The organism is Allorhizobium sp. GW101-3B10 (assembly GCF_059424725.1).
In genome coordinates this window covers 4,555,090-4,580,237 of the sequence record NZ_JBWKZR010000001.1, presented here as the reverse complement: position 1 = coordinate 4,580,237, position 25,148 = coordinate 4,555,090, and the positions used below count along the sequence as shown (strand labels likewise).

Here is a 25,148-nt window from a genome sequence, read left to right as displayed (position 1 = left end):
CAGGATCAGAAGGTGGGGCGGGGCTTCGGGATCGGCACGTTGGCGATCTCGTTGGCCCCGGCAGTCTCCGGCTTCTTCGCCGGCGGTTCGCTTCCCGGGATCAGACCGGCAAAGACCGTGCGCGGCGGCCGGCCCATTTCATGGATATAGGGCGACAGAAGCTTCATCCGACCCGCCTCGTCGCGACCTTCACTGCGTACCTTTCGCGCCTGCGGATTGCACACTTCCGCGCTGATGTCGGCCACCGTGTCGCGCCCGGCGCCATAAGGTGCGAGGCTCTCCAGCCGCAGGCCGGGGCCGCGCGTGGTCAAGGCCCTCTGCAACAGCTCGGCCGAGATGTCGGCCCGGGCGCCTAGGCTATCGGCACCGAGCACGACGGACACCACCGTGCGGCCGTTGCGGGTGGCCGAAGACACCTGGTTGAAGCCGGAGGCACAGATATAGCCGGTCTTCATGCCATCGGCCCCGTCGAAACGGCCGATCAGCAGGTTGTAATTGGGATATTCCTTCTTGCCGGTATTGATGCCCTCGAGAGCGAAATAGCCGGCATATTCGGGAAAGTCGCGTCGCAGCGCCACCGCCAGAACGGCGAGGTCGCGCGCCGTCGTGTACTGCCCCTTGCCAGGCAGGCCGTTCGGATTGACGAAACGGGACGAGGTCATGCCGAGGCTCTGCGCATCGGCATTCATCCGGGCGACGAAATTGTCGAGCGTGCCGCCGACCCGTTCGCCGATCGCGACGGCCACGTCGTTCGCCGACTTGACAATCAGGATCTTCAGCGCGCTGTCCAGTGTCAGCTTCGAGCCCGGCTTGTAGTACATCTTGCTCGCCGGCTGGGCCGCGGCCTTCTCGCTCATCACCACGATGCTTTCCAGCGACAGCTCGCCGGACCGGATCGCCTTGAAGGTGGTATAGGCGGTCATCAGCTTGGTGAGCGAAGCCGGATACCACTTGCGGAAGGCATCCTCGTGGGCGATGACCTGGCCGCTGTTGACGTCGACGACGATCTGCGGATTGGCCAGCGCCACGGTCGGCAGGCAAGCAACGATTGCGCAGGCCATCGCCACGAAACGGCGAGTGATGCGCGCGCTCGGCGACTTGGCTGTATGGTTCGACGACACGATGAAACCTCTTCGATGCGGATCTGTCTCGCAAAGGCCAGATAATTGACCTATGACTGAAAGCAATGGCAAGAGCCATTGAATACGTCAATCTCAAGGCGCAGATTCTGCGCCGCCCTTTACGCGACAGCTGAAATAGACGAGCAGGAAGTAACATGCCGATATTGAACCGCGCCGCCGAACTCCAGGCGGAGGTCAGCGAATGGCGCCGCCATCTCCACGCCAATCCCGAGATTCTCTACGACGTCGAGAACACCGCGGCCTTCGTCGCGGCCAAGCTCGCCGAGTTCGGCGTTGACGAAATCGTGACCGGGATAGGCCGGACCGGGGTGGTGGGCGTGATCAAGGGACGGGGCACGAGCACGCGTGCGATCGGCCTGCGGGCCGACATGGACGCGCTGCCGCTCGAAGAGATCAGCGGCAAACCCTGGGCGTCGAAGGTTTCGGGGCGGATGCATGCCTGCGGCCACGACGGTCATACCGCCATGCTGCTGGGGGCGGCCAGGCACCTGGCCGAAACGCGCAATTTCAACGGCCGCGTCGTGGTGATCTTCCAACCGGCGGAAGAAGGGGGTGCAGGGGCGCTCGCCATGGTCCAGGACGGCCTGATGGAGCGCTTCGCCATCGAGGAAGTCTACGGCATGCACAATATGCCGGGTCAGCCCGTCGGCACCTTCGCGATCCGCAAGGGCGGCATCATGGCCGCGCCCGACAAGTTCTTCATCACCGTCAAGGGTCGCGGCAGCCACGCGGCGGAGCCGCACAAGGCCGTCGATCCGATCGCCATCGGCGCCCAGATCGTCACCAATCTGCAGTTGATCGCCGCACGCAACGCCAATCCGTTGCGTTCGGTGGTGGTCTCGGTCACCCGCTTCCATGCCGGAACGACCCACAACATCATCCCGGAAGAAGCAGCCCTCTCTGGCACCGTGCGTTCGCTCGACGAGGCGGTCCGCGACCTCGCCGAATCCCGCATCCGCGAGATCGCCCGCGGCATCGCCGGCGCCAACGGCGCGGAAGCCGAAGTGGTCTACGAGCGCGCCTGCCCGGTCACGGTCAATCATCCGGCCGAGACCGACCATGCCGCGCGCGCCGCCATGGATGTCGCCGGCAGGGACAAGGTGGACACCGAGGTCGACCCGTCCATGGCGGGCGAGGACTTCGCCTTCATGCTGCAGGCCCGTCCCGGCGCCTATATCATGATCGGCCACGGCGACACGCCCGGCCTGCACAACCCGGCCTACGACTTCAACGACGAAGTCCTGCCCTACGGCATTTCCTACTGGGTCCGCCTTGCCGAACAGCGTCTGACCGACTGACCGCGCGACGCGCCCGCCGGGGCCGCCGCGACGGCAAACCGCACGCGCCAACGCTCCGGCTTGCCCCGCTCGCAAAAACGCTTGGCTTCAAGGTCCGGCTTTTGTATGGAGTTCAAACAGTGGTCCCGTAGCTCAGCAGGATAGAGCACCAGATTCCTAATCTGGGGGTCACGCGTTCGAATCGCGTCGGGATCACCAATATCTTTCAATGACTTAAAGAAAAACCCCGGCGCGTTCAGGACCAAGTCTTAGGCGTCGGGGTATCAAATAGGGTAACGAATCGCCGCTAGCGACCGCGTAGGCTCGAATAGTTGTCAGAGATTTTTTCCATGATTTCCCGCGCCCGATCTTCGGCAATGCTGTTGAGCGCAGAAAGCTTATCCATGTCCTTGTTGCGCCCGTCGCCCGTGCCGAAATGCATTTCGCCCAACAGCTCATTGGCAACGGATAGCAAATGGAAAAGGTTGCTCACGTCTGCCTGAACTTCATCAATGGTTACGCCTTCCGTCATCGTCATGCCCCCCAATTCTGCGAATAATTGACCATCTTCCGGATGATGCGGATTTGATTTTCGCTGTATTTGCGCGGGCTTGTTTCGAATTTGCCGCCCCAGCAGTGCGCGCCGACGTAATGCTTGCCGCTGCGCTCCACCCACAGGATCGGGCGCAGCCCGTTTTTCAGCTCCACTTCGTAATAGTCCGGGCCGTCATAGACAGCCGCAGACGGGCGCGGGGCCGGAATGACGAAAATCGCGTTTTCGGCCTCATTGAAAAGGGCTTCATATTCTCGCTCGGGGTTGAGCGCGTTCATGGCCTTCGCCAGTTCTTCGGCCAAGTGCTGGACGTGGGAAAGCGGATCGCGCACGGGTTCGACGGCCAGGGCCGCAGCAGGGACGCCAGCGGCGGCAATGCCGGCCGGAAACAGTTTCAAAGCGTGGCGGCGGGTGATATTGGCGACAGTAGCCATTCGGTGATCCTCCAGTGATCGTCGTTTTGGATAGGCGAAAGCGGAAGGGCCAACTTCCCTTTCGCCGCTTACTGTGGTATCAGAGTTTTATGGATAAAGCAAGAACCGTGATACCACAGAAAAAGCGAGGACCCGCCCCCACTGGAAAGGGCGAGCCGGTGATGACGCGTTTGCAGGATGACTTGCTGAATCCGCTAGACGCATTCCGGGAGGAACAGCCCGACAAGCCTAGCCGGCCGGAAGCAATCCGCCGGATATTGAAAGACTGGCTTATTGGTGCGGGTCACTTGAAGGACTGAGGCCGTATCTAGACAGGGCTCTAGATTGCGCGCATCCTTCCCCAGTTGCGGGAGGGGCGAATGAAAAATACTGCCGTTTTGCTGGCTTTGGTTCTGCTCGCCGGATGCCAAACGTCTGACCAGAAATTTGCGGCCTACGAGCCAGAACGAGAAGCATACATGACCTGCGGCCATTCATCTGCAGCGCGGCTTGCAGCGAGCAGGCCAGGGACAGACCCAATCGCGGTCGCTGTTGCGGCGAAATCTCAATGTGGGGAAGAACGCGCCGATTTAGTGCGGGCAATTCAGAAGACCCACGACTACAGAATATGGTCGCAGATGATAGACATTTATGATCGAAAGTTCATAGAGATTGCCACAGCGTCAGCGCTTTCCTGAAACACGGCATTTACCAAACCCTTACTTCATGAACTCGAATCTGTGCATTAGTTTCCCCTAACGGTCAAATCGCCACCAAACGTGTAGTCTCCTACCTTGACCTTCGGAGTAATTTTCTTGAGAAACTCTTTGGTTGATAGTGCTCCAGCTTCTACCTCCTTCAAAAATTGCTCGTCAGCAGCTTTGTTGCGCATGGCCTGCGCTGTTGCGCTTTCCGTTGTCGAGTGAATTGCCCTCTCCAGCGGCGAACCGACCCGAAACATTCCGCGATATTCGCCCTTGTTTCCAAATGTTTCCGTTACAATACCTGTTCCCATTGGGTCGCTTTGCCTATTGGCGAGCATGTCTTTTTCAGACACGGCACGGCGCGAGGAAATCACCTCGGCTTCACGCAACAACTCGCTGTTAACGTCAGCAAAGAACGGCAGGTTGAATTGCTCGATATTGCCGCTTTCCGGGTCCTTATAAAGGATTTGGTAGCGCGCCGGCTTGCCTGCGCGGATGTCCTTTTCTGTCGACCCGTCAGGAAGTGGCATGAGGAACACGTCGACCGCTGTAATGCCTTCGCTCTTTAGCGCCTCGATAGCCTGCGTCCTGATCCATTCATGTGTGCCGTCTTGGCCTGGTGGATACGCCTTTTCTACTGGATAGCGCACCACCGTATTCCCAAGAGTTGTAAACTCGGAAACCCCATAGATGCGGCTGAACCTCTTTGTGGCTAAGTTTTCAGCCGCGCCAAGATCCCCCCCTACCTCAATAATTGACTCCTCCATAAGCCTCTTATAATCCGCAACGATTGCCGCTTCTGCGGCAGGATTTGCCCCAAGGCTAGGGTTATTGCTACCGATTCCAGACTGAAAAACGCCACGGTCAAATATGTTGGCGACGTAATCCGAGCTGATTTCCTTTATTTTTTTCTCCACGTCTGGAGTTGCTAGCAAAGCCTTCCTTTTATCCGTGTTTTGAGGGTCGTTAGCCGTGATTATCTTTTGCGCTGCCTCCAACGGCTGATAACCCAAATCTGATACATACATCGAATACAGTTCGGCCTTATTCAGAACAGTTTCCGAGCCGTCAAAGGCCATCTTTCCCGGCATTAGGTCGGCAATGGCAAGCGCAGCCTGCATTGCTTGGGCCATCTGCGCCGGGTCGTTTGTGTTCGCCCCCTGCCGCAGCTCGTTCTGAATGGTCTTCGGAACGTATCCAGTGCGAGAAATAAAATCTTGCGTCACAATCTGCGCTTCGGCTTCCGTCGATACACTCGCCGAAATCTTCATGAAAGCTTTGTCGGCAATCTTCGTCTGTTGCGCATCGAAAGCGTTCACAGTAGCGGAGCCAAGCTTAATTGACTGGAGCAAATAGTTTACTTCTGTCTCGTCGCCTATGGCCTCATTAAGCGAACGAATAAGCGTTGCCTTCTGCCCAGAATCAATGCGCGTGTCGTTCAGGATATCGGTTGGCGACAGACGCGGATCAAACGTGGCGATGCGAAGACGGTAGTCATCAAGCGCCGCACCGCTAATGGCCTTCTGCTCCGCCGCCGCCTGGCTATCCTTCTGGATCTTGGCACGGCCCGCAGTCTCAATGACGCGCTGACGATCTTCTGGCGAAAGGCGCTGAACATATTCAGGACGCGTGCGGCCAACGCCGATCGGCGCGGCTGAACCTGCCAAGTGATCGTTGATCGCGTCCTTGGCCCATCCCGGAACGCTTTCGATACCATAGGACGGTCCCCACGATCGGCGTTGGCCTACGTCGAAATGCAGCGAGTTGTTGTAGACACCGATCCCGGTGATGCCCATGGACGATGCAACACGGATCAACTCCAGCCGCTCATCCTTCGACATATCGGACACGTCAAGGTCAATGGCGTTGCCCTCAAGGTGCTGCGAACCCTTGGCCCCGCCGGCCGCTGCATTACGCGCCGCGCCACGAAACCCGGAGACAATCGGGATCGATCGACCAAAGGCGTTCTGGACCTTCTTGAAGGTCGAGAGTAGATCCGGGTTTACGCCTTCCATATCCGGGGCGGACGTGCGCCCAGCCTGATTGCCCGTGATAATTGGCAGATCTTCGATAGTCGCAGCGCCACCGCTCACGGCGCGCGCGATCAACGCATCTGAGTATTTCGCCGATGCCTTTCCATGTTCCTGCGCCACCAGCGAGCGAAGGAACTTCTGCGCAGATGCAGGATCGGAAAGGTTCAGATCGTCATCAGGGTTAAGGCCCATGCCGCGCGCGATGTTGGCCGCAGCGTCATAGTTACCCGGTGTCCAACCGTTGTCGCCGGCAATCAGGTCATTGGCCGTCGTCTTGCCACCAGAGTATTTCGACATGGCGAGGCGATAGGCTTCGCGCATACCTGCTTCAGGCGTGACGAAGATAGCCTGCGGGTCGCCCTGGTCGGTATTCTCGGACGGCCCGACGACGCCCTTTTCACGCCCCTGCCCAATGTACTTGATGTTGCCTGGGTTGTTATTGCGCATCCCGGCCGGCAAGGCAGGGTCGCCATAGCCCGCAACGGCATCAGGATCGCTCTCAGCAACGAGCAAGGCGCGCGACAGGTCTGCGGCCTCAAGATAGGCTTGGCGGCGCTTGTCGGCCTCGAATGGCGAAAACAGCCCGGTTGACTCACCAACCGAAATCGTCGCCTCAATATCGCGGCGAGCAAGGTCTTTCTGTTCTTCCGTCGTTTCCGGGTCGACATAGATACGGCGCTGTGCTTCCAGCGCGTCATCCATGCCGACGATTTCGGTCTGCTTCTTGAGCGTATCAGCCTTGCCGAAGATGGCTTCGTTCGTGCGGGCGGCGTCTGTCGTCGCGCCGAGCTGCCAGCGTTCGCGCATAGCCGGATCACGGATGACGGATGCCGCCCTATTGACTACATCGCCAGTAACCTTCGGCGCGCGCTTGTCATAGGTCGCATAGTCTGGGTCGTTGTCGAACTCACGGCCAACGCGCAAAAGCTCTTGCGTCTTGTAGGCTTCGGCCCGAGCAATATCGACGGCGTTTTCCTGCTGCTTGCGCTCCTGACCAACGGCAGACAGAGACGCGCCAAAGCTGGCGATTCCTTCACCGATTGCGGTTGTATCTGCGGCGATGAACTGGCGACCGCTGCGAAGCGATGCAGGGCCGGAAAGCTCATAAGGCTGGGGAAGACGCGCCATTATTGGGCTTCCTTCTTTCGGCTCTTTTCTTCTTCCTCGGCTTTGGTCAACGCTGAGATAGCGACGGCTAAGAATATCTTAGCTCTGTCCTCTTTCCTCTCCTTCTCGGTTTTATATTCTCGATCAAGCGGCATGTTTTCCACCTTTTACCGTCACCATTTCGGGCGAAATCGGTTCCTGTATCTCTGCACTTGCCGGCGCTGTATCTGTCACTTAACTTTCTTTCTCTGGATAGCCTGCGCTCTTTACGAGATCACCAATCAGCCGCCCAGCATCATCGCTGCGCGGGCGACGATAACCGGAGCCCATACTTTCGGCAGAAGAGAGCGAATCAAGACTGCGTCTTCCGGCGTGACTTCATGCTCTCCGCCGTTCGCTACCATAAGCGCCAAAGTGCCTCGCTTGATTGCCTGATCCAGCGGAAGAGGCTCCTTTTCCGGCGAGTTGAGCGCGGCCAGCGCCACGGACCCGAGGTGAAATTCAAGCTCTTTTCTGTCAGGGCCAGTGATGTGCTGCGAGAAGTCGATTTTCATTGGCTTTTTCTCCTTATACGGGGGTAATGGCGACGGTTCCGTTACCGACGTACCAGTTACTTGTTGCCGTAGAGCCTCCAGCGGTCAGTAGACGGTTATTCGTGCTGTCCCAGACGCACTTTCCAGCAACCTTATCGGTTGTGTTCACGGCATCGGTAGCCGTGGCGAGCTGTGTCGGTGTGTAGGCCCGAAGTCGGATGCCGCGTGATTGATCGATAACAATGGTGTCATCGATGTAATAGGCTCCAGAGACATTGAGTGTCCCGATACCCTGATCAGTAAGGCCCGATCCGATGCGCACGCCGGCAGGGCCTAAATCGGCAATGGATGCACCATTGTATGCAACACCAATTACGCCCGCACCATTTGAGTAGAAACCAAGTCCGGCCTGACTGACGAAAGTCAGTGCTGGCGTCGTTACACTTCCATTCCCTACCCGAACGAGGCCCGCTCCGTCTGGATTACTCGGACCTGTGACATGGAAGTAATCCGTCCCGGTAGTCACCGAAGTAGCAGCGAGAAAGGCATACAGCCAGTTACCACCGTTCCCATGAACGAGAAAGCCGGTGTTAGACGTTCCGACATCCGCCTGCGCATGGAAGCCCACACCATCACGACGAACGTCTGTAGACGGCAGATGCGAACCAACAACTGTATGAATTTCTCGCAGTACCGTGCCAGTCGTTGCCTGTACCCATGCAAGAGATTGTTCGTATCCTACCGCTCCATAGGAAGCACTTTCGACTTTATTGACGTGCACCAAAAGCCCGCCGCAGTCGCCGTTCTCCCCCTGCGCTACGAGAATATAACCACCGTCCAACTCGCCGTTGGCTCCGTTGTTCAGCCAGTCCGTCTTTGCTGCGTTGACCCATAGAGGGACGAAGGCGCTATCCGGGCCATTCGGATTTCCGCCAGGCGTCGTTCCGGTAAGCGCCATGACCTGAGACCCTGAACTTCCTCCAGAATTTGGTAGAGTCCGTCACATCAAGGAGACGGACGAATGAAGCGTTCACGGTTCACGGAAGAACAGATCATCGGAATATTGAAGGAGCAGGAGGCGGGCGCGAAGACAGTCGATGTCTGCCGCAGGCACGGCATCTCGGATGCAACCTTCTACAAATACAAGGCGAAGTACGGCGGCATGGACGTGTCCGATGCCCGCAAGCTGAAGGCGCTCGAGGACGAGAACGCCAAGCTGAAGAAGCTGCTCGCCGAGGCCATGCTGGACAATGCGATCCTGAAGGATGTCGCTGCAAAAAAATGGTGACGCCCGATGTGAAGCGGAATGCGGTGGCTCACGTCTGTGCGCAGCACGGGGTGAGCCAGCGTCGGGCGTGCGAGGTTCTATCGGTGGATCGTTCGAGCATGCGATATCGGAGCGTGCGGCCGGACGATGCGTCCATCCGCGAGGCGATGAAGAAGGTGGCGTCCGAGCGTCGTCGCTTCGGCTATCGCCGTATCCACGTGATGCTCGACCGGCAGGGGATGGTCATGAACCTGAAGAAGCTTCGACGTCTCTATCGCGAGGAGAAGCTGACGGTGCGCAAGCGCGGCGGCCGAAAGCGGGCCTTGGGGACGAGACGTCCTTTGGCTCTGCCGTCGCGTCCGGGCGAGCGCTGGAGCCTGGACTTCGTCAGCGATGCCTTCACCGACGGCCGCCGGTTCCGTGTTCTGGCGGTGGTCGACGACTTCACCCGTGAATGCCTGTGCCTGGTCGCCGACACATCCCTGTCGGGGGCACGGCTTGCCCGCGAACTGGATAGTCTCATCGCCAGACGGGGAAAGCCGAGGACGATTGTCTCGGACAACGGCACGGAGATGACCAGTATGGCCATCCTCAAATGGTGCCAGGAAGCAAAGGTCGAATGGCACTACATCGCCCCAGGCAAGCCGATGCAGAACGGCTTCGTCGAAAGCTTCAACGGCAGCTTCCGTGACGAGTGCCTCAACGAGACCCTGTTCTCGTCGCTCACTCAGGCCCGAGCCGCCATCAACGCATGGAAGGAGGATTACAACAGGAGCAGACCCCACTCGTCGCTGGGCAATATCACCCCCAGCGAGTTCGCAATGAAAATGGCTATGGAAAAACAGGCCGCATGAGGCCAGATTAAAAACCCAAGACTCTCCCGAAAACTGGAGGGAAAGTGGGTCTCAGGTCAGCCATAGTGAAGCGCGGCCCGGAGTGAACGCCAGAAGCAAGAGCAAGATGATAGTCGTTTGCCGCAGCCGCGCTATTGAATAGACCACCGAAAGGGGTATGTTCTGCCGGTTCGGTTGCCTGCGTGTGGGTAGCTGTGAACCCGCCGTCAGCGTTCAGCGCCTTGACGTTGAGTAGCGTAACCACCTCCGCAAATGTCTTTTGCTCGCGCGCCGTTCCTGCCGCGTTGTCTACAGAGATTGTATTGGCGACAAGGTCAGGAAGGCGTGAAGTTAGGGGCGTTTTGGTGAATGCAAGGCTTGTCGTCCCGATAGTGATTGCACTGTCGGTAGACAAAAACCATTCGGTGTTTGCATTGGTCGTTCCGCTGGTCACATAGACGCGCGTTCCGGTGACAACATCGCGGTTGTTGCGGAAGTCTGCCGCGCGCTCCCAATTGCCGGTAGATGCAATGCGAATACCGTTGTCTTGTGCTGTATCCTGCACTCGAACAAGAACGCGGTCCCCTTCGACGGTCTGGACACCATCAATTACCTGTAGACCAGACAGAGTAATATTTGCGGTCGTAGCTACCCTGCAAGGGCCTTTCATCGCGGCGGCAGAGTTCAGGCCATCGCGGCGGTCGATCGTCACGCTTACCATTAGATCCTATCTCCAGACAGAAGTTTACAGATTGTTTTCATTTGCTCATCTGGCAGCTTTCCAAACCAAGCCATGACGGCGAATTGTTCATGCTCACTAAGGCGCTCAAGCACCGCGTCGCACCGCTTGTAGATCGTCGCTACCTTCGTTGCCGCGTCAGGCCCCCACTCGGAAACAAGGGCTTTACCAACCGCGTCTTCGGAAAAAACGGTCATGTCTTCGTCAGTTGCCGGAACAACAAACGTCGGCGCCCCCAAGGCGATGTTTTCGTAAATCGCGTATCGAATTGGTTCGGATAGGCTGCGGTCGAAACGCTCCATAAAGGCCCGCTGAACGCGTTCATTGCCGAGCGACGACACCACCCCGGAGACTTCCCTTTGCACCGTCGCAAGATGGGCCTTGAAGCCGCCGTAGCGGTCCCAGGATCGCACCAGTTCGCGGCCGGCTTCGGTCTTCGTCATCTCGCTGCGGCTGGAGTCCGTGTGCATCAAGTCAGTGACGCGGGTTTCTCCCATCTCTTCCTTGAGGATCTGGAGATATTCACCGGCATACTCCATTTCATAGCGGTGAAAGTCCGAGCGCATGATCTGTTCAATCTCGGCTTTGCGCGTAGCCAGGTCGCCACGGATAGCAACCGAAGAACCGTTGTCGTTGCTGGACGAAAAACCGCTGTCTACAGGCCCAGAGGAAGGCGCTGGAGCGGTTGCGTTGGAAACGGCTAGTTCGTTCGACATGATCTTTCCCCTTTCGTTGTTGGCCGGCCCGGAGAGGCAAAAAACCGGGCCGGCCAGCGCGCGGAATTACCCGGCGCGTCGCGGGTAAAGGCTGGTAAGAGCCCTTTCCGCAAGGGCAGCATTTGCCAGCGTGTCAGACATGCTTTGTCCGTCTCGGAGGCGCACGACGTGGTAGCCACGTCCGTTGAACTCGACCTGATAGGTTCCATCCCCGAAGAGCTGTTCGGTGCGTTGCTTGAGCAACGTAATGCGGGGTTTGGCCAGCGAAGCGCCCGTGTCCGTCGCGCCATCTACAACGGATTCCGCAATCCAGCTTTCATCGAACGAGACGAGAAAGACGCGGTCAAACTTCCTCAGTGCGGAGTTGTTGGAACCCTGAACGCGCGACCAGAGCGAAGGCTCTTTTAGGTCATCGGCAATCACGCCACGCGGCAGGCGAATGAACAATTCGCGGAAAACGAAACCAGCGTAGTTAACCCGAACGTCAGCCGGGCTGACAGGCGTCAGCTTCCGCATTTCTTCATGTGGCTCAATGTTGCTCATCTGTGATTTTCTCTTGAAGGACCTTAGCCACATCGGCCGCGATCTTGATTGCGTCGGCTTCCGCCCATGAATGATGCGGGCTTGTCCCGTCTCCCAGGACGAATTCCGGCGATACGTTGATGAATTCGATTCCGCCGAAGCGGCTGGCCGTGCCCGTCAGGGGCTTCATGGAGAGCGAAATGCGTATCGCCGCACGTCGCCTCACCTCGTAGTCGGAAATCGTGCTGAAAGAGCCGCCAAGGCCGTTTATGAGCTGACAGGCTTCCTTGCTTGTGGAGAGATACCTATCCAGCGCGTCAGCAAGCGCATTTAGGGCCGCTTCCGCATCCACGATCGATTCCTGACGACTTTGCACCACCGTCAGAAGTCTTGTTTTTTGATCGTTTGTATGGATGCGGAAGCGTTCTTCGGCCTTCTCACGATGCCGCCTGACGGATTCCTCGCGCGCTGCGGCGCAAGCGTCCACGTCAGACTCGGCAACGTTGATTAGGCGATTGTCAAAGGTCTTGCCCTCCATCAAGGCAATACCCCGCTGTTGGCGCAACTCTTCAAGCCGATCCAGAGCCTTGCGGTGCTTGGTGTCCCAATCGGGCTCGAACGTCGTTGTGATGGCTTTCACGGTCAATTTCGGCTCTTTCCGTTACCCTGCCGATACCCGACCGCAGGATTTATCTATCGGAAGCAGAATAACCCATTGAGCAACAATGGTAAAAGCACAGCGTTCCCCTGATACTATATCAGGCGCTACCGAATATTACCGGCTATTTTAGGAAGGGGGAATATTTTTGCCGCGCGTTGTGACTTCACCAAAACCTTGCGGCCTCGCGCGTAGTGACTGGCAGAAAACCATGGAGAGTAAGGTTTTGTAAGGTTCCGTTCGCCCGCGTAGTGATGTCGGAAAAACCTTGCCTCGCGCGTTCAGGCGTCTGGATTGTCCGAATGCCCGCCTTTAGGGCCTGACAAAACTCGCGGTGCTTTTATGGTGTCGGGAAATTGCCAGGTACTTAGCATTTGCTAGCATCCGTCGCCCCTCGCGCGGGCGCGCGCACGTACTGGTCGCGAAACTCATCTCGCCTTTTTAAGGTGTCCAACAATTCGGCATTTCGGCGAGCTTGAAAACCTTGATTGTCTTTCAAGACGACGTGCCCGGATCGCGCTCTTTGCGCTGGTGAGAGTGCGTGCGCTTATGGTGCAGCCGGCAAAGCCAGCGGACCTTTCGCGGCTGTTCGTAGTCTTCATGGTGCGCGTCTACGGTTTCAGCTCCACAGACTTCGCAGGGCGCTCTAGACAGAAGACCGCGACGAAGGGCCGATCTGACATACTGATGCGCCAGGACCTCTAGCGGGTGCTCGTCCTTCCATTTTTTTTGAGGGGTGCGGTTATCTGTCATGCCGCGTTCTCCCAAGGCTCGATGTCGAATGGCAGCAAGTCGCCGCTCATGAGTAGCGGTAACAATTTCACCCACTCGGATTCAGGGACGCGACGGCCTCGGAGAAACTCCTTTCCCTCCGCCTCATTGCGGGGAGCCGGAAACGGATCGCGACCGATCGAAACGCCATGCTTGGCGGAAAGGTAGCTATTGGGCTTAGGAGGGATTGAGGATGCAGGCGCCTCAGGACCAGCAGGAATTTGCATTTGCTGACCAGTGTTATTTTTTTCCGCTCCTAAGCCAAATGATCCTTTTCCTTCTCCTAGGTCCTGCTCCTTGTCCTTATCCTTGCTTCGAAGGGGCTCTGAAGGGGCTTCGAAGGCTCTTTCGTATTCTTCAAGGATTGGCTCGCCGGCCAAATGGAAAGCGTCCCTGTATCGGCCATAAAAACCCAATGTAATCTGACAGATAGGCAGCATTTGTAGCTGTTTGCAGACGCCGAGAACCTTTTTATCCTTGGGGCTAAGACGCGGCGCAATCTGGTTTGCGGCCATATCGTGAACCCAAACTATTTCGTTGACCTCGTCGTAGCTGGCTATCCCTACCTCGCATACCCTTCGAAGCCCCTTAGAAGCCCCTTCAAAGGTGCTTCCGGTTTCGTAAACAAGATAGGGGATCGGCAAAACATAAACGCCAATCATGGTTGAATGACTGCTTGTGGTCAGGTGCCAATAGACGGCTTGCGCTTCGAGATCCCCCCGCAGCTTTTTCAAATCCGATTGCCAGACCGTGGGGCTAATGGAAGCAAAACTTCTCATCCAAAGGCCCTCCGCAGGATGAAGAACCGCCTTGCCATTGCCTGCGCTTCGATCGCCTCAAGAGGTGTCAGGCCGAACATGGACTGCAGCTTGAGAACGACACCAGGGACGGGCGCGCGCTCGTCAGCAAGCCACTGTGCGGCCAGCGTCACGGCGTCGTTCCCTTCATGCTCGGGAGGGGTCAGGGGTGCTTTCATGCCGACACCTGGACGCGCGCGCGCTCCCAATTGGTCAAATCCTCCTCTCGGAAGAACTTGCGCCGGTTCACGACAATCGGCTTGGGAAAGTCCAGCGTCTCGCTGTTCTCCCAACGCCAGAGGGTCATCTCCGAAATCTGGTACCGCTGTTTGACCTGCGGCCGGGTGAGGAAGGCTTGCATATTTTCTCCATCACTTCCATTACTGATAGAACACGATATAGCACCAGCCAATCATGACTTCAATGGAAGTGATGGAAGTTCCCCATATTGTCCGGTGATGCTCCGTCACTTAGTGGAAATGAAAAAAGGTGAGACATGGCCGACGAACTGAAAACCATCAAATTCCAGATGATGCTCTCGGAACGGGAAGCGCGGCAAATTGACGATTGGAGCTTTGCGAATAGGCTAAGGTCGCGCGCCGAGGCGATACGCCGCCTGTGCCAAATGGCGCTTCACGTCGATCCGTATTTTCTGGATTTGATGATTGCGTTGGCTGGCGCTGATTACTCTGGAAAGAGCAAGGAAGAGCGCGACAAGACCATAAGGACCGCACTTGAGGCGCACGCCGCATGGTCCCTGTTAAGACAGGGCGAAAGCATGGAAGATGCCGAGAAACTTCTAACCGCCGTGAAGGCGTCATTCTTCAAGCCTGAACACGATCAAGGGGAATGACGTTTCCAGCGCCCGTTTGCGCGACAATCCCCACCACCATGTTAGCCCAGGCTGAAAGCGCGCGCCGTTTCTCTTCAAGGTAGTCATGTCTGTTATAGATCGCGGCAACACCCTTGATTGAACCACTGCGATGATTAAGCACCGCCTCGACCACATGCACCGGCTGACCTAGCGACGCCATGCCGCTTGCAGCGGTGCGCCTCAGGTCGTGAATGCGCCATGGCGCTATAGCGACGCGGGAAACGTCGTCGCCGCGCTCTACGGCCTCCCTATGGGCGATTGCGAGCATTTCAGCGTCAAGGCTTTCCTTGGCCCGCGAAAAGCCGCTGATAGGCGTCTCGCCTGTCGTCGTTAGCACGTACCCGCGCTTGCTCTTGAGGCCGGGAAGCTCTTTCAGGATCGACACAACAGCCGGCGACAACGGAACGACATGCGTTTGATTGTTCTTCGCGCGCTCCTTCGGAATGATCCAACACGGGGCAGGCCCGTCTAGTTGGAACTCATCCCATGCAGCCGATGCCACCTCGTCGCGGCGCTGGCCAGTGAGCAGCAGCAGCTTGACCATAGGCCCGAATGGCCAGCCGATCTTTTCCGCACCGAGCCAGGCAAGCCGGATCTCGTCGTGAGACAGGACGCGGTCCCTTGAGGTTTCCGCCGTTGGTGCCTTTACGTTGGCAACTGGCGTCATCTGGAGAATGTCGCGCTCGATTGCCCAATTGAAGAACTTGCGCAGCAACGCATGAACCCGGTTCGCAGTCACGGGCGCGCCACGATCGGCGATTTCGTCCAGCAGCTCGATGACTTCACGCCGCGTGATCGACTGGATTGGACGCTTGCCCCAACGCGGCCGGATCTCAACCTCAATGAGGCGCTTGCTTTCCTTGGCAGAGCTTGCCCGGTTCTTCGCCTCGACATGCCGGGAAACGAAGTCATTCAGGACTGCCCCGATAAGGTTTTGATCGTCGGGCCTCGCGCGCTTCGCCGCCTTCTTTTCCTCGCCAGGATCGCGGCCCTCAGAAACCGCCCTAAGAGCCTTGCCGGCAGCTTCGCGGGCGGTTGCCAGCCCATAGACCGGATAAGCGCCGATCGTCATCTTACGCGGCTTTCCGCCCGCCCTGTAACGTATCGCCCAACTCATCGCGCCGGAAGGCTGAACGATCAGGTAGAGCCCCGGCAAACCGCCGTCCGGAATCTCTCGCCTGACAGCTTCCGGCTTGACTGCCTCGACAAATTTCACGGTCAGGGCCTTAGCCATGGCTTCCTCAGGGTAACGTAAGGGTGACAAAAAGGCACGGTAGGGCGCGTTATAATCTGATGCTAACATCATTCAACATCGCGGGAAAAGTCAAGGAAAATAGGGGGAATGGCGCCGTCTATTGGTGGAGAATGAGCGCGATCGATAGCAGCGAGCAGCTAATTCCTAATCTGGGGGTCGCGCGTTCGAATCGCGCCGGGATCACCATTTGCTTTTCCACACACGGCAAATGCGGCTGACATTCGGTAAGCGCAACGCGACCTGCGTGCCGAGCATTTGTCGGCATCAAAGTCGAAGATCCGGGCCGAAACTCGCCCCAGCCAGCCGTCCGGTGTCGCTGTCAGCTTCATTCAGGGGAGTTGTCGGCCAGTGCCTGCGCGGCAGTGCCCTGCCCGGTCAGCGGCAAGAGGTGATGCTCGCGGTGGTCTGGCGATCGAGAATCTCGCCGTCGGAGAGCATCCAGAATGCCCCGCCGATCAGGCCGACCCATAGCAGGATCGAAATATTGATCGCGACGATCAGCGCTTTCAGCCGGGTGGTCACGCCGTTTCTCCTCAGGTCTCCTTGAGCAAGATTAGGCGCGGCAGCTTATGCGGCGCTTAAGAAACTGCCTAAAATGCAAGCGATCGACAGGAAACCTGCTTCGCTTCAGTACGGTTCCGACAAAGGGCGCGGAGGCAGGATGCCTCTCAGGAACCGCGCCGGGCATCGAGGGCTTGCTGCAATTCCTCGGCTTGCTCGCGCATCCGGGAAGGGACCGGCGTCGCGCGCACATCGGCCAACAGGATCTCGAGCTTGGCACTGAGATCATCATCCCGGGATTTCCGTCCCGGCCTTCCGCGGACTGCCTGTTCTCTGGTCATCCGGCCCCCTCCCGGCGTTGAATGCGACGACGTCTACCTGCCTTGCAGCCTCACCCGCCGATTGTTCGCATGGCGATACGCGCCCCTGTGCCGTGCAGATCACCCGGCGCCGGGCAATGCCTCGGCGACGGCCGCCGACACGGCAGAACCCCAACCCCGGATGCGCGCCGATGTTCCACCGCTTGCGCGCCTGTGCCGGCTCCGGCCCCGGCAGATGGACAGGAACCAACCAGCGATGCTCGCGTTATCGGCTTAGTTTTCCATCGATCAATCACCACGGAGGATGGTGCCTTGTCGACCCGAAGCGCCGACCGAGCAACACGATCGGAAGTCGTGCTCCTGATCCCTGCCCTTCGGGCCTTCGCCCGCACCTTCTGTCCTCGCCCCGAGGATGCCGACGACCTCGTCCAGGAAACCCTGATCAAGGCGCTTGGAAACATCGATCGCTTCGAGCCGGGAACGCGCCTGAAGTCCTGGATGTTCACCATCATGCGCAACACCTTCTGCACGCACTTCAAGAAGCACGGCCGGGAGACCGTCGGCCTGCCGGAGGACATAGCCGAGCGCCTGACGAGCGAACCGAGCCAGGACTGGGTTGTGCAAGCCGACGAGGTCCGCCGCGCGCTGAACCGGCTGCCTCATCATCAGAACGAAATGCTGATCCTGATCGTCATGCTCGGAGAGCGCTACGAAGATGCCGCCGCGATCTGCGGCTGCAAGATCGGCACGGTGAAAAGCCGGCTGAACCGCGCCCGCCGCCAGTTGCGGATCGAGCTCGGGGAAACGCTCGGCGAGAGCGGATCCGAAAACGTAACCGGGACGGAAGGGTGAAGCCCGACATGGACGGTCCATCGCGGCTAGCCTCATCTCCGGACGGAAAGGCGCTCCGGCGCATCGGTCTCATTTATGTCAACGATGGGCAGCCCGGGATTCGCCGCGAGCGACGCGGCCGGGGCTTCTGCTACCGCCTGCCGGATGGCGAGCTGGTGCGGGACCGGAAGACCCTCGACCGCATACGCACCCTCGGCCTGCCACCGACCTATGAACAGGTCTGGATCTGCCTGCGTGAAGACGGTCACTTGCAAGCGACCGGGCTCGATGCGCGCGGCCGCAAGCAATACCGCTATCACGATGACTGGCAGGCCTGGCGCAGCGAGCAGAAGTTCGGCGAGCTTCTCGCCTTTGCCGAGGCCCTGCCGAAAATCCGGCGGCGCGTGACCGCCGATCTCGACCGGAGCGGCGATGACGCGGTCTTCCTGCTCGCCGGCCTGGTGGCCCTGCTCGACAAGACGCATCTGCGCATCGGCAACCGAGCCTATGCCCGCGACAATGGCAGCTACGGCGCGACGACACTGCTGAAACGCCATCTCTCCTTCGGCAGCGAAGGTATCCGCCTGAGTTTCGTGGCCAAGGGTGGCCAGCGGGTGAGACGCCAGCTTCGCCATCCGCGACTGCAGAAGATCCTCGAGACGATCGCCGACCTGCCGGGGCGCGAGCTTTTTTCCTGGCGCGACGCGCAGGGCGAAATGCGCCGCATCGATTCCGGCCAGCTCAATGCCTATCTGGGGGAAATCGCCGGATGCCCGGTTTCGGCCAAGACCTTCCGCACCTGGGGTGGCAGCCTCGCGGCTTTTTCCCTGGCCGCACACGAGATCCGTCGCGACGACCGGCCGAGCATCAAGGCCATGTGCGCCGCGGCGGCCGAAACCCTGCACAACACACCCGCAATCTGCCGCACGAGCTACATCCATCCTGCCATCCTCGAACTCGCAACGGATGCGAAAAGACGGGACGCGCTTCGGACACTGCTCGACACCAGGATCGCACGCGCCGGGCTGAAGGCGGATGAAGCGCGCCTGGTCGCCTATCTGCAGGCGGTCGCCTGAATCTCAAATCGATGTGCAGACAATCAGCAGACAAGCAAAAGGGGAGCCGGACGGGCTCCCCTTTCAAATCGCTCCGCGGAAGCGGGCGACAGCCGCATATCTCGGAATCCCGATCAGGTCCGGCCATAGCCGGACCGACCGAGCCCTGGATCAGGCCGCCTTCTTTTCCATCGCGGCCGTGTTGACGGCCGTTTCGGCGAGCTTCGAGAGTGCGCCATCGGTGGCCGATTCTTCGGCCAGCGTCTCGTCGAGCAGCTTGGCTGCGTCCTTGAGGCCGAGCTGCTTTGCCCAGGCGCTCAGCGTGCCGTAGCGGCTGATCTCATAGTGTTCGACAGCCTGGGCGGCAGCGAGCAGGCCGGCATCGAGAGCCGGTGCGCCCTTGAATTCCTCCATGATCTCTTCGCCCTCCTCAATGATGCCGTCGATGGCCGGGCAGGTCTTGGCGCGCGGACGCTTGCCGATGATTTCGAACACCTGCTGCAGGCGCTCGATCTGGCCTTCGGTTTCTTCCTTGTGCTTTTCGAAAGCGGCCTTCAGCTTCGGATCCTGGGCGCCGCGGGCCATCTTCGGCAGGGTCTTCAGGATCTTGCGCTCGGCATAGTAGATGTCCTTGAGCGTCTCGTGGAAAAGGTCGTCGAGATTCTTCTGTGCCATGGGTGTTTCTCCTGGTTGGGAAGGGAATTCACACCCTCTCAACCCGGTTGCCGGCCGCTTTGTTCCGGCTGCCCGCCGGAATCTGCAACCGGAATGCGGCGGTGGCCTATTCCTGGCGATGCGGGCGAATACCCGCCGGAACGCTCAGCGCCCGCAGCGCATTGAGGATCACGGCGACATCGATCACTTCCTGGAGCAATGCGCCATGAACGGGAGGCAGATGGCCGAGCGCCGCCGCAACCATGGCAAGCAGCGACAGCGACAGTCCGACGGCCACGCTTTGCAGGGCAATGTGCCGTGTCCGTTGCGCGACCATGAGGGCGGCGGGCAATCTGGCCAAATGATCGACGAGGAGCACGACATCCGCCGATTCGGATGAGGCCGCGGCCCCGCGCGCGCCCATGGCCACCCCGACGTCGGCCGCGGCCAGCGCCGGCGCGTCATTGACCCCGTCGCCGATCATCATCACCGACGCCTTGAGGCCCTCGGCGACGACGACCTCGACCTTTTCGGCCGGGAGCAGGTCGCCGATCGCCTCGTCGACACCGAGTGACAGGCCCGCGGCGCGCACCGCATCGGCATGATCCCCCGAGGCGAGAACGAAGCGGGTGACGCCGGCGGCGCGGAAGGAGTCGATCGTCGCATGCGCATCGTCACGGATCTGGTCCGACAGCAGGATGATGCCCGCGACGATCCCGTCGATACCCACGGCGACGACGGCGGTTCCCGGCGGCAGATCGCGCCCTAGCGCGTAGGGGTCGCCGGCCGAACACCTGCCCCGCACGAAATCGCTGCCGCCGACCACCAACGACCGGCCGTCGATCCTGCCCTCGACGCCGGAGCCCGGCGTCTCGACGATATCGGTCGGAGACGACAGGGCCATGCCGCGCTCGCGCGCCGACTGCACCAGCGCCTCCGCACTGACATGGTTCGAGGCCTGGTCGAGCGAGGCGGCGAGCCGCAGCATCTCTTCCGGATCGATGCCGTCGACGGTGCGGATCTCGACGACGCCCGCCTTGCCGCTGGTCATGGTGCCGGTCTTGTCGAGCACGGCGGTACGCACGCGCGCAAGCCTCTCCAGAGCCCCGCCGCTCTTGATCAGGACACCGAGCGAGGCCGCACGCGACATGCCGGAGATGATCGCCACGGGCACGGCGAGAATAAGCGGACAGGGCGTCGCCACCACGAGCACGGCGAGCGCCCGCAGCGGATCGCCGCTCATCCACCAGGCGCCGCCAGCAATCAGCACCGTCAGCAGGAGGAACCACAGCGCATAACGATCCGCCAGGCGCACCATCGGTGCCTTGCTCTCCTGCGCCTGTTCGACGAGGCGCACGATACCGGCATAGGTGCTGTCGGCCGCGGCGCGCACCACGTCGAGGTCGAAGGCGGCGCCGATCGAGGTGCCGCCGCTCGGCATGTCGTTGCCGGCGAAGAAACGGGCCGGCATGGCTTCGCCGGTCAAGGCCGACATGTCGATGTCGGCCCGGCCGGCAGCCAGCCGTCCGTCGACCGGCACCACCTCGCCGCGGCGCACCAGGATGCGCTCGCCGGGCATCAGCGTCTCGATCGGGACTTCCTCCAGTCCCTCGCGGGCATAGCGCATGGCTGTGCGGGCGGTGCGCCCGAGCAGGGCCGTCATCTCGCGTCTGGCGCGACCCTCGGCGAAATTCTCCAGCTGCTGGCCGCCCGCATACATCAGCGCGACGATATTGCCAGCCAGCGGCTCGCCGAAGGCAAGCGCAGCGCCCATCGAGAGCCCGGCGATGACATCGAGGCCGAAATGGCCCTGCAGGAGGGACAGGGCGATCTCGACCAAAAGCGCCAGGAGCACGAGCGCCGTGCCGAGGGACCACAGGCCGGAAGCCCATTCCGGTTGCGCGGTGAAATAGGCAATGCCACCCCCGGCCAGCGTCGCCAGCGCGACCAGCGCCAACAAAGGCTGGCCATAGCGCCGCAGACCCCCGACGACACCCTGCATGAAAGACCTCCGAATAGGCACGACAACGGGCGACAGGCCACAGGATACGAAGCTTGCCGCATTCAGCAATCCCTTGTAGACGCATCTGCGATTGAAGCAATCTTGCGGACAGCCCGAATGACCCTCGAAACCCAACTGCCGCGCCGCCTGACGATTCTCGGCTCGACCGGCTCGATCGGCGTCAACACGCTCGACGTAGTCAACCAGCTCGGCGGCCGCGAATCCTTCGAGATCGGCGCTCTGACCGGCAACGGCAATATCGAGCTCCTGGCCGAGCAGGCGCTTGCCACCGGCGCCAAGCTCGCCGTGACGGCCGACGAAAGCCAGTATATCACACTGAAGGACGCACTGTCGGGCAGTGGCATCGACGTGGCAGCCGGCCGCTCCGGTCTCGACGAGGCGGCAAGCCTCGACGCCGATTGGGTGATGGCGGCGATCGTCGGCACGGCGGGCCTCGGCCCCACCCTGACCGCAGCCGCCCGCGGGGCGGACATAGCGCTTGCCAACAAGGAATGCCTGGTCTCGGCCGGCGCGCTCTTCGTCGAGGCCGTGAAGGCCGGCGGCGGGCGGCTGATTCCGGTCGACAGCGAGCACAGCGCCATCTTCCAGTGTCTCGACACCAACCAGCGCGCTGCACTCGAGCGCATTATCCTCACAGCGTCCGGCGGCCCCTTCCGCACCTTCACGCGCGAGCAGATGGCGGGCGTCACCGTCGCAACGGCGAGGACCCATCCCAACTGGTCGATGGGCCTGAAGATCTCCGTCGGCAGCGCCTCGATGTTCAACAAGGCGCTCGAGATGATCGAGGCCAAGCACCTCTTCGACGTTTCCCCGGAGCAGATCGAAGTCGTGGTGCATCCGCAGTCCATCGTGCACTCGATGGTGGGCTACAGCGACGGCTCGGTGATCGCCCAGCTCGGCCCACCCGACATGCGCACCGCCATCGGCTATGCCCTGACCTATCCGAAGCGGCCGAGCCTCAATGTCGAGCGGCTCGACTTCGCCAAGCTGTCCCGGCTCGACTTCGAGGCACCGGACGAGACGCGCTTCCCGGCGCTCCGGCTCGCCCGCACGGCGCTGATGCGCGGCGGCCTGCAGGCGGCAATCATGAACGCTGCAGAGGAGACGGCCTTCAACGCCTTCGTCGAGGAGAAGATCGGCTTCCTCGGCATGGCCGACATCGTCGAGGCGACGATGGACCGCCTGATCGATTGCGGAGCGGCGAGCACGATTGCCGAGGTCTTCGCCGCCGATGCCGAGGCGCGCAAGGTCGCCGACGACATCATCGCGGCGCACGAAAAAACCGCCTGACAGGCAGGCGGTTGATCCATTCCCAAAATTAAAGACGGTTTTTGCCTCAGGCGACGGCGCGGGCCAGCGCACAGCGCGACCACAGCTGATGCAGGGCGCCGACCAGATGTTCCAGGTCGCCATCCGAATGCAGCGGCGTCGGCGTGATGCGCAGGCGCTCGGTCTTCTTCGGCACGGTCGGATAGTTGATCGGCTGGACGTAGATGCCGAAATTGTCGAGCAGCAGGTCGGAGATCCACTTGCACTTGGCAGCGTCGCCGACCACGACCGGGACGATATGGCTCGGGTTCGGCATATGCGGAATGCCGCGCGCATCCAGCATGGAACGCAGACGACGCACGCGCTCCTGGTGTGCGAAGCGCTCCAGCTGGCTGGTCTTCAGGTGGCGGATCGAGGCGACGGCCCCGGCGGCCAGCGACGGCGGCAGTGCCGTCGTGAAGATGAAGCCCGAAGCAAAGGATCGGACGAAGTCGCAGAGTGCCGCGGAACCGGTGATGTACCCGCCCATCACACCGAAGGCCTTGCCCAGCGTGCCTTCGATGACCGTCAAGCGGTCCATCAGGCCCTCGCGCTCGGCAATGCCGCCGCCATGGGCACCGTACATGCCGACGGCATGCACTTCGTCGAGATAGGTCATCGCGCCGTACTTGTCGGCGAGATCGCAGATCTCCTTGATCGGCGCGATGTCGCCGTCCATGGAGTAGACCGATTCGAAGGCGACCAGCTTCGGCGCCTTCGGGTCGGCGGCCTTAAGCTTGGCTTCGAGGTCCTTGACGTCGTTGTGCTTCCAGATGACCCGCTCGCACTTCGAGTAGCGGATGCCTTCGATCATCGAGGCGTGGTTGAGCGCGTCGGAGAAGATGATGAGGCCGGGGATCTTCTGGCCGAGCGTGCCAAGCGCCGCCCAGTTGGAAATATAGCCCGAGGTGAAGATCAGCGCCGATTCCTTACCGTGCAGATCGGCCAGCTCACGCTCGAGAAGGACGTGGTAGTGGTTGGTGCCAGAGATGTTCCGGGTGCCACCGGCACCCGCTCCACAGTGATCGATGGCGTTTTTCATCGCTTCGATCACTCCGGCATTCTGGCCCATGCCGAGATAGTCGTTGGAACACCAGACGGTGACTTCCTGCTGGCCGTTTTCGGTGTAGCGCGTGGCACGGGGGAAATTACCCCTCTGCCGCTCAAGATCGGCGAAAACCCGGTAACGCCCTTCTTCGTGAAGGCCTTCCAGTTCGCCCTTGAAAAACGCCTCGAAATCCATTTCCCAACTCCAGTCTGTTCAGCTCTTTTTGAGATCCAACGCGCGTTCGGTCAACCCCGGCACTGTAAATTCATTCTAAACTGCGACAAATGGCGCAATTTCTGAATCCTTCCAGCCATTTGCTAGCCGATCGGCCGCTCGCCAAACTTGATCTGCGTCAAGCTGCAGAAAAAAGAACGGCCGAAGCCGTCCTTTTTCCGTGTGGCGATTCTCCGCTGTCCTCAGGAAGCGGAGACGGCCCGCTTCGCCATCACTTTCACCAGATTGGCGCGGTATTCGGCACTGCTGTGCATATCGGCCATCAGATCGGTCGGGTCCACCGCAACACCCGAAAGCGCATCCGCGGACCAATTGCCGGCAAGTGCGGCTTCAAGCCCGGCGTGGCGGAAGACCCCGCTGGAGCCTGCCCCCGTCACGGCGACGCGAACGCCGGCCGGCCCCTTGGAGACGAAGACCCCGGTCATGGCGAAACGCGAAGCGGGATTGGCGAACTTTGCGTAGCCCGCCCGCTCCGGCGCCGTGAACCTGACGGCCGTGACGATCTCGTTCTCCTCGAGTGCGGTCTCGAACAAGCCGACGAAGAAGTCATCGGCAGTGATCTGCCGGCGATCGGTGACGATGGTCGCGCCGAGCCCGAGCATCGCAGCCGGATAGTCGGCGGCCGGATCGTTGTTGGCGATCGATCCGCCGATCGTGCCCAGATGGCGGACATGCGGATCGCCGATCAACGAGGCGAGATGGCAGACCGCCGGACAGACCGAGCGGATCAGGCCCGATCCGGCAACCTCGGCATGGGTCACGCCCGCACCGATCGTCACCATCCGGCCATCGACGGAAATCCCCTTGAGCGAGGCAATGTGCCTGAGATCGACGAGATCCGACGGTTGTGCGAGGCGCTGCTTGAGGGTGGCGATCAAAGTCTGGCCGCCCGCCAAGAATTTCCCGTCGGAAGCCCCCGAAAGCAGACTTCCGGCTTCCTCGACGGAGGAGGCGCGATGATAGCTGGTCGAATACAGAAA

The 25,148-nt window shown here is 60.2% G+C and carries 27 protein-coding genes and 1 tRNA gene; 8 read left to right on the top strand and 20 right to left on the bottom strand.

What is annotated here, in order from left to right:
* Nucleotides 1-5: 5 nt before the first annotated feature.
* The gene (locus AC07Y0_RS22345; RefSeq protein ID WP_498680312.1) at nucleotides 6-1,061 is read right to left on the bottom strand and encodes a D-alanyl-D-alanine carboxypeptidase family protein; all 1,056 of its coding nucleotides are present in this window, start codon (nucleotides 1,059-1,061) and stop codon (nucleotides 6-8) included.
* Nucleotides 1,062-1,276: 215 nt separating this feature from the next.
* On the opposite strand from AC07Y0_RS22345, the gene AC07Y0_RS22340 reads away from it, so the two are divergent.
* Both AC07Y0_RS22340 and AC07Y0_RS22335 read left to right on the top strand, forming a co-directional pair.
* The gene (locus AC07Y0_RS22340; protein ID WP_498679819.1) at nucleotides 1,277-2,440 is read left to right on the top strand and encodes a M20 aminoacylase family protein; all 1,164 of its coding nucleotides are present in this window, start codon (nucleotides 1,277-1,279) and stop codon (nucleotides 2,438-2,440) included.
* A gap of 121 nt (nucleotides 2,441-2,561) precedes the next feature.
* A tRNA-Arg gene (locus AC07Y0_RS22335) sits at nucleotides 2,562-2,638 on the top strand.
* An 88-nt stretch (nucleotides 2,639-2,726) separates the two neighbouring features.
* On the opposite strand, the gene AC07Y0_RS22330 is transcribed toward AC07Y0_RS22335, so the two are convergent.
* Together AC07Y0_RS22330 and AC07Y0_RS22325 are read right to left on the bottom strand one after the other, a co-directional pair.
* On the bottom strand, nucleotides 2,727-2,957 hold the full coding sequence (locus AC07Y0_RS22330; protein WP_498679818.1) for a hypothetical protein: 231 nt from the start codon (nucleotides 2,955-2,957) through the stop codon (nucleotides 2,727-2,729).
* Nucleotides 2,954-3,406, bottom strand: coding sequence for a hypothetical protein (locus AC07Y0_RS22325; protein WP_498679817.1), 453 nt, complete (start codon nucleotides 3,404-3,406; stop codon nucleotides 2,954-2,956). Before AC07Y0_RS22325 ends, AC07Y0_RS22330 begins: the two co-directional genes overlap by 4 nt.
* A gap of 359 nt (nucleotides 3,407-3,765) precedes the next feature.
* Between AC07Y0_RS22325 and AC07Y0_RS22320 the strand changes: the two genes are divergently transcribed.
* Nucleotides 3,766-4,083, top strand: a complete 318-nt coding sequence (locus AC07Y0_RS22320) for a hypothetical protein (protein WP_498679816.1) — start codon at nucleotides 3,766-3,768, stop codon at nucleotides 4,081-4,083.
* Between the two features lie 47 nt (nucleotides 4,084-4,130).
* Here the strand turns inward: AC07Y0_RS22320 and AC07Y0_RS22315 are convergent, their stop codons facing one another.
* From AC07Y0_RS22315 to AC07Y0_RS22305, 3 genes are all read right to left on the bottom strand, one after another.
* A complete protein-coding gene (locus AC07Y0_RS22315) occupies nucleotides 4,131-7,250 on the bottom strand; it encodes a D-Ala-D-Ala carboxypeptidase family metallohydrolase (protein WP_498679815.1) in 3,120 nt (1,039 codons plus the stop codon).
* Between the two features lie 260 nt (nucleotides 7,251-7,510).
* Nucleotides 7,511-7,783: a hypothetical protein gene (locus tag AC07Y0_RS22310; protein ID WP_498679814.1), complete on the bottom strand. Its 273-nt coding sequence runs from the start codon at nucleotides 7,781-7,783 to the stop codon at nucleotides 7,511-7,513.
* A 13-nt stretch (nucleotides 7,784-7,796) separates the two neighbouring features.
* A complete protein-coding gene (locus AC07Y0_RS22305; protein ID WP_498679813.1) occupies nucleotides 7,797-8,720 on the bottom strand; it encodes a hypothetical protein in 924 nt (307 codons plus the stop codon).
* Between the two features lie 63 nt (nucleotides 8,721-8,783).
* Between AC07Y0_RS22305 and AC07Y0_RS22300 the strand changes: the two genes are divergently transcribed.
* A protein-coding gene (locus AC07Y0_RS22300; RefSeq protein WP_498673386.1) for an IS3 family transposase occupies nucleotides 8,784-9,883 on the top strand; the annotation gives its coding sequence in 2 pieces (ribosomal slippage) (nucleotides 8,784-9,036 and nucleotides 9,036-9,883; 1,101 coding nt in all).
* Nucleotides 9,884-9,890: 7 nt separating this feature from the next.
* Here AC07Y0_RS22300 and AC07Y0_RS22295 read toward each other — a convergent pair.
* From AC07Y0_RS22295 to AC07Y0_RS22265, 7 genes are all read right to left on the bottom strand, one after another.
* The gene (locus AC07Y0_RS22295) at nucleotides 9,891-10,583 is read right to left on the bottom strand and encodes a hypothetical protein (protein WP_498679812.1); all 693 of its coding nucleotides are present in this window, start codon (nucleotides 10,581-10,583) and stop codon (nucleotides 9,891-9,893) included.
* Nucleotides 10,583-11,317 carry a hypothetical protein gene (locus AC07Y0_RS22290; RefSeq protein ID WP_498679811.1) on the bottom strand — a complete coding sequence of 245 codons (735 nt, stop codon included), beginning with the start codon at nucleotides 11,315-11,317 and terminating at the stop codon, nucleotides 10,583-10,585. The genes AC07Y0_RS22295 and AC07Y0_RS22290 overlap by 1 nt, the downstream gene beginning before the upstream one ends.
* 66 nt (nucleotides 11,318-11,383) lie before the next feature.
* Nucleotides 11,384-11,860 (bottom strand): hypothetical protein, encoded by a 477-nt coding sequence (locus tag AC07Y0_RS22285; RefSeq protein ID WP_498679810.1) that lies wholly within the window; start codon nucleotides 11,858-11,860, stop codon nucleotides 11,384-11,386.
* Nucleotides 11,847-12,485 carry a hypothetical protein gene (locus AC07Y0_RS22280; RefSeq protein ID WP_498679809.1) on the bottom strand — a complete coding sequence of 213 codons (639 nt, stop codon included), beginning with the start codon at nucleotides 12,483-12,485 and terminating at the stop codon, nucleotides 11,847-11,849. Before AC07Y0_RS22280 ends, AC07Y0_RS22285 begins: the two co-directional genes overlap by 14 nt.
* A gap of 761 nt (nucleotides 12,486-13,246) precedes the next feature.
* Nucleotides 13,247-14,047, bottom strand: coding sequence for a hypothetical protein (locus tag AC07Y0_RS22275; RefSeq protein ID WP_498679808.1), 801 nt, complete (start codon nucleotides 14,045-14,047; stop codon nucleotides 13,247-13,249).
* On the bottom strand, nucleotides 14,044-14,244 hold the full coding sequence (locus AC07Y0_RS22270) for a hypothetical protein (protein WP_498679807.1): 201 nt from the start codon (nucleotides 14,242-14,244) through the stop codon (nucleotides 14,044-14,046). The genes AC07Y0_RS22275 and AC07Y0_RS22270 overlap by 4 nt, the downstream gene beginning before the upstream one ends.
* Entirely contained in the window at nucleotides 14,241-14,426 is a 186-nt protein-coding gene (locus AC07Y0_RS22265) for a helix-turn-helix transcriptional regulator (RefSeq protein ID WP_498679806.1), read from the bottom strand. The genes AC07Y0_RS22270 and AC07Y0_RS22265 overlap by 4 nt, the downstream gene beginning before the upstream one ends.
* 135 nt (nucleotides 14,427-14,561) lie before the next feature.
* Here AC07Y0_RS22265 and AC07Y0_RS22260 point away from each other — a divergent pair, with 135 nt between their 5' ends.
* On the top strand, nucleotides 14,562-14,918 hold the full coding sequence (locus AC07Y0_RS22260; protein WP_498679805.1) for a hypothetical protein: 357 nt from the start codon (nucleotides 14,562-14,564) through the stop codon (nucleotides 14,916-14,918).
* Here the strand turns inward: AC07Y0_RS22260 and AC07Y0_RS22255 are convergent.
* From AC07Y0_RS22255 to AC07Y0_RS22245, 3 genes are all read right to left on the bottom strand, one after another.
* Nucleotides 14,890-16,173 carry a tyrosine-type recombinase/integrase gene (locus AC07Y0_RS22255; RefSeq protein ID WP_498679804.1) on the bottom strand — a complete coding sequence of 428 codons (1,284 nt, stop codon included), beginning with the start codon at nucleotides 16,171-16,173 and terminating at the stop codon, nucleotides 14,890-14,892. The two genes, AC07Y0_RS22260 and AC07Y0_RS22255, sit on opposite strands and share 29 nt — an antisense overlap.
* A gap of 396 nt (nucleotides 16,174-16,569) precedes the next feature.
* On the bottom strand, nucleotides 16,570-16,716 hold the full coding sequence (locus AC07Y0_RS22250; protein ID WP_498679803.1) for a hypothetical protein: 147 nt from the start codon (nucleotides 16,714-16,716) through the stop codon (nucleotides 16,570-16,572).
* Nucleotides 16,717-16,862: 146 nt separating this feature from the next.
* Nucleotides 16,863-17,036, bottom strand: coding sequence for a hypothetical protein (locus AC07Y0_RS22245; protein ID WP_498679802.1), 174 nt, complete (start codon nucleotides 17,034-17,036; stop codon nucleotides 16,863-16,865).
* Nucleotides 17,037-17,327: 291 nt separating this feature from the next.
* Between AC07Y0_RS22245 and AC07Y0_RS22240 the strand changes: the two genes are divergently transcribed.
* Complete coding sequence (locus AC07Y0_RS22240) at nucleotides 17,328-17,867, top strand: sigma-70 family RNA polymerase sigma factor (RefSeq protein ID WP_498679801.1); 540 nt, start codon at nucleotides 17,328-17,330, stop codon at nucleotides 17,865-17,867.
* 8 nt (nucleotides 17,868-17,875) lie between these two features.
* Nucleotides 17,876-18,922: a DNA topoisomerase IB gene (locus AC07Y0_RS22235; RefSeq protein WP_498679800.1), complete on the top strand. Its 1,047-nt coding sequence runs from the start codon at nucleotides 17,876-17,878 to the stop codon at nucleotides 18,920-18,922.
* 150 nt (nucleotides 18,923-19,072) lie between these two features.
* Here the strand turns inward: AC07Y0_RS22235 and AC07Y0_RS22230 are convergent, their stop codons facing one another.
* Both AC07Y0_RS22230 and AC07Y0_RS22225 read right to left on the bottom strand, forming a co-directional pair.
* Nucleotides 19,073-19,576: a YciE/YciF ferroxidase family protein gene (locus tag AC07Y0_RS22230; protein ID WP_498679799.1), complete on the bottom strand. Its 504-nt coding sequence runs from the start codon at nucleotides 19,574-19,576 to the stop codon at nucleotides 19,073-19,075.
* A 106-nt stretch (nucleotides 19,577-19,682) separates the two neighbouring features.
* Complete coding sequence (locus AC07Y0_RS22225) at nucleotides 19,683-21,557, bottom strand: heavy metal translocating P-type ATPase (RefSeq protein WP_498679798.1); 1,875 nt, start codon at nucleotides 21,555-21,557, stop codon at nucleotides 19,683-19,685.
* 117 nt (nucleotides 21,558-21,674) lie between these two features.
* Here AC07Y0_RS22225 and dxr point away from each other — a divergent pair, with 117 nt between their 5' ends.
* Entirely contained in the window at nucleotides 21,675-22,868 is a 1,194-nt protein-coding gene (gene dxr / locus AC07Y0_RS22220; protein WP_498679797.1) for a 1-deoxy-D-xylulose-5-phosphate reductoisomerase, read from the top strand.
* A gap of 46 nt (nucleotides 22,869-22,914) precedes the next feature.
* Here dxr and hemA read toward each other — a convergent pair whose 3' ends face one another.
* Both hemA and AC07Y0_RS22210 read right to left on the bottom strand, forming a co-directional pair.
* Nucleotides 22,915-24,129 carry a 5-aminolevulinate synthase gene (gene hemA / locus AC07Y0_RS22215; protein ID WP_498679796.1) on the bottom strand — a complete coding sequence of 405 codons (1,215 nt, stop codon included), beginning with the start codon at nucleotides 24,127-24,129 and terminating at the stop codon, nucleotides 22,915-22,917.
* Between the two features lie 221 nt (nucleotides 24,130-24,350).
* Nucleotides 24,351-25,145, bottom strand: a complete 795-nt coding sequence (locus tag AC07Y0_RS22210) for an FAD binding domain-containing protein (RefSeq protein WP_498680311.1) — start codon at nucleotides 25,143-25,145, stop codon at nucleotides 24,351-24,353.
* Between the last annotated feature and the right edge of the window lie 3 nt (nucleotides 25,146-25,148).

What these genes read in the sequence shown, in the direction of transcription:
- AC07Y0_RS22275 (WP_498679808.1), bottom strand. Translation starts at nt 14,047, where the DNA reads ATGAGAAGTTTTGCTTCCATTAGCCCCACGGTCTGGCAATCGGATTTG.
- AC07Y0_RS22225 (WP_498679798.1), bottom strand. Translation starts at nt 21,557, where the DNA reads ATGCAGGGTGTCGTCGGGGGTCTGCGGCGCTATGGCCAGCCTTTGTTG.
- AC07Y0_RS22315 (WP_498679815.1), bottom strand. Translation starts at nt 7,250, where the DNA reads ATGGCGCGTCTTCCCCAGCCTTATGAGCTTTCCGGCCCTGCATCGCTT.
- AC07Y0_RS22320 (WP_498679816.1), top strand. Translation starts at nt 3,766, where the DNA reads ATGAAAAATACTGCCGTTTTGCTGGCTTTGGTTCTGCTCGCCGGATGC.
- AC07Y0_RS22260 (WP_498679805.1), top strand. Translation starts at nt 14,562, where the DNA reads ATGGCCGACGAACTGAAAACCATCAAATTCCAGATGATGCTCTCGGAA.
- AC07Y0_RS22325 (WP_498679817.1), bottom strand. Translation starts at nt 3,406, where the DNA reads ATGGCTACTGTCGCCAATATCACCCGCCGCCACGCTTTGAAACTGTTT.
- dxr (WP_498679797.1), top strand. Translation starts at nt 21,675, where the DNA reads ATGACCCTCGAAACCCAACTGCCGCGCCGCCTGACGATTCTCGGCTCG.
- AC07Y0_RS22295 (WP_498679812.1), bottom strand. Translation starts at nt 10,583, where the DNA reads ATGGTAAGCGTGACGATCGACCGCCGCGATGGCCTGAACTCTGCCGCC.
- AC07Y0_RS22235 (WP_498679800.1), top strand. Translation starts at nt 17,876, where the DNA reads ATGGACGGTCCATCGCGGCTAGCCTCATCTCCGGACGGAAAGGCGCTC.
- AC07Y0_RS22310 (WP_498679814.1), bottom strand. Translation starts at nt 7,783, where the DNA reads ATGAAAATCGACTTCTCGCAGCACATCACTGGCCCTGACAGAAAAGAG.
- AC07Y0_RS22285 (WP_498679810.1), bottom strand. Translation starts at nt 11,860, where the DNA reads ATGAGCAACATTGAGCCACATGAAGAAATGCGGAAGCTGACGCCTGTC.
- AC07Y0_RS22230 (WP_498679799.1), bottom strand. Translation starts at nt 19,576, where the DNA reads ATGGCACAGAAGAATCTCGACGACCTTTTCCACGAGACGCTCAAGGAC.
- AC07Y0_RS22270 (WP_498679807.1), bottom strand. Translation starts at nt 14,244, where the DNA reads ATGAAAGCACCCCTGACCCCTCCCGAGCATGAAGGGAACGACGCCGTG.
- AC07Y0_RS22340 (WP_498679819.1), top strand. Translation starts at nt 1,277, where the DNA reads ATGCCGATATTGAACCGCGCCGCCGAACTCCAGGCGGAGGTCAGCGAA.
- AC07Y0_RS22290 (WP_498679811.1), bottom strand. Translation starts at nt 11,317, where the DNA reads ATGTCGAACGAACTAGCCGTTTCCAACGCAACCGCTCCAGCGCCTTCC.
- AC07Y0_RS22345 (WP_498680312.1), bottom strand. Translation starts at nt 1,061, where the DNA reads ATGGCCTGCGCAATCGTTGCTTGCCTGCCGACCGTGGCGCTGGCCAAT.
- AC07Y0_RS22255 (WP_498679804.1), bottom strand. Translation starts at nt 16,173, where the DNA reads ATGGCTAAGGCCCTGACCGTGAAATTTGTCGAGGCAGTCAAGCCGGAA.
- AC07Y0_RS22245 (WP_498679802.1), bottom strand. Translation starts at nt 17,036, where the DNA reads ATGACCAGAGAACAGGCAGTCCGCGGAAGGCCGGGACGGAAATCCCGG.
- hemA (WP_498679796.1), bottom strand. Translation starts at nt 24,129, where the DNA reads ATGGATTTCGAGGCGTTTTTCAAGGGCGAACTGGAAGGCCTTCACGAA.
- AC07Y0_RS22265 (WP_498679806.1), bottom strand. Translation starts at nt 14,426, where the DNA reads ATGCAAGCCTTCCTCACCCGGCCGCAGGTCAAACAGCGGTACCAGATT.
- AC07Y0_RS22305 (WP_498679813.1), bottom strand. Translation starts at nt 8,720, where the DNA reads ATGGCGCTTACCGGAACGACGCCTGGCGGAAATCCGAATGGCCCGGAT.
- AC07Y0_RS22330 (WP_498679818.1), bottom strand. Translation starts at nt 2,957, where the DNA reads ATGACGATGACGGAAGGCGTAACCATTGATGAAGTTCAGGCAGACGTG.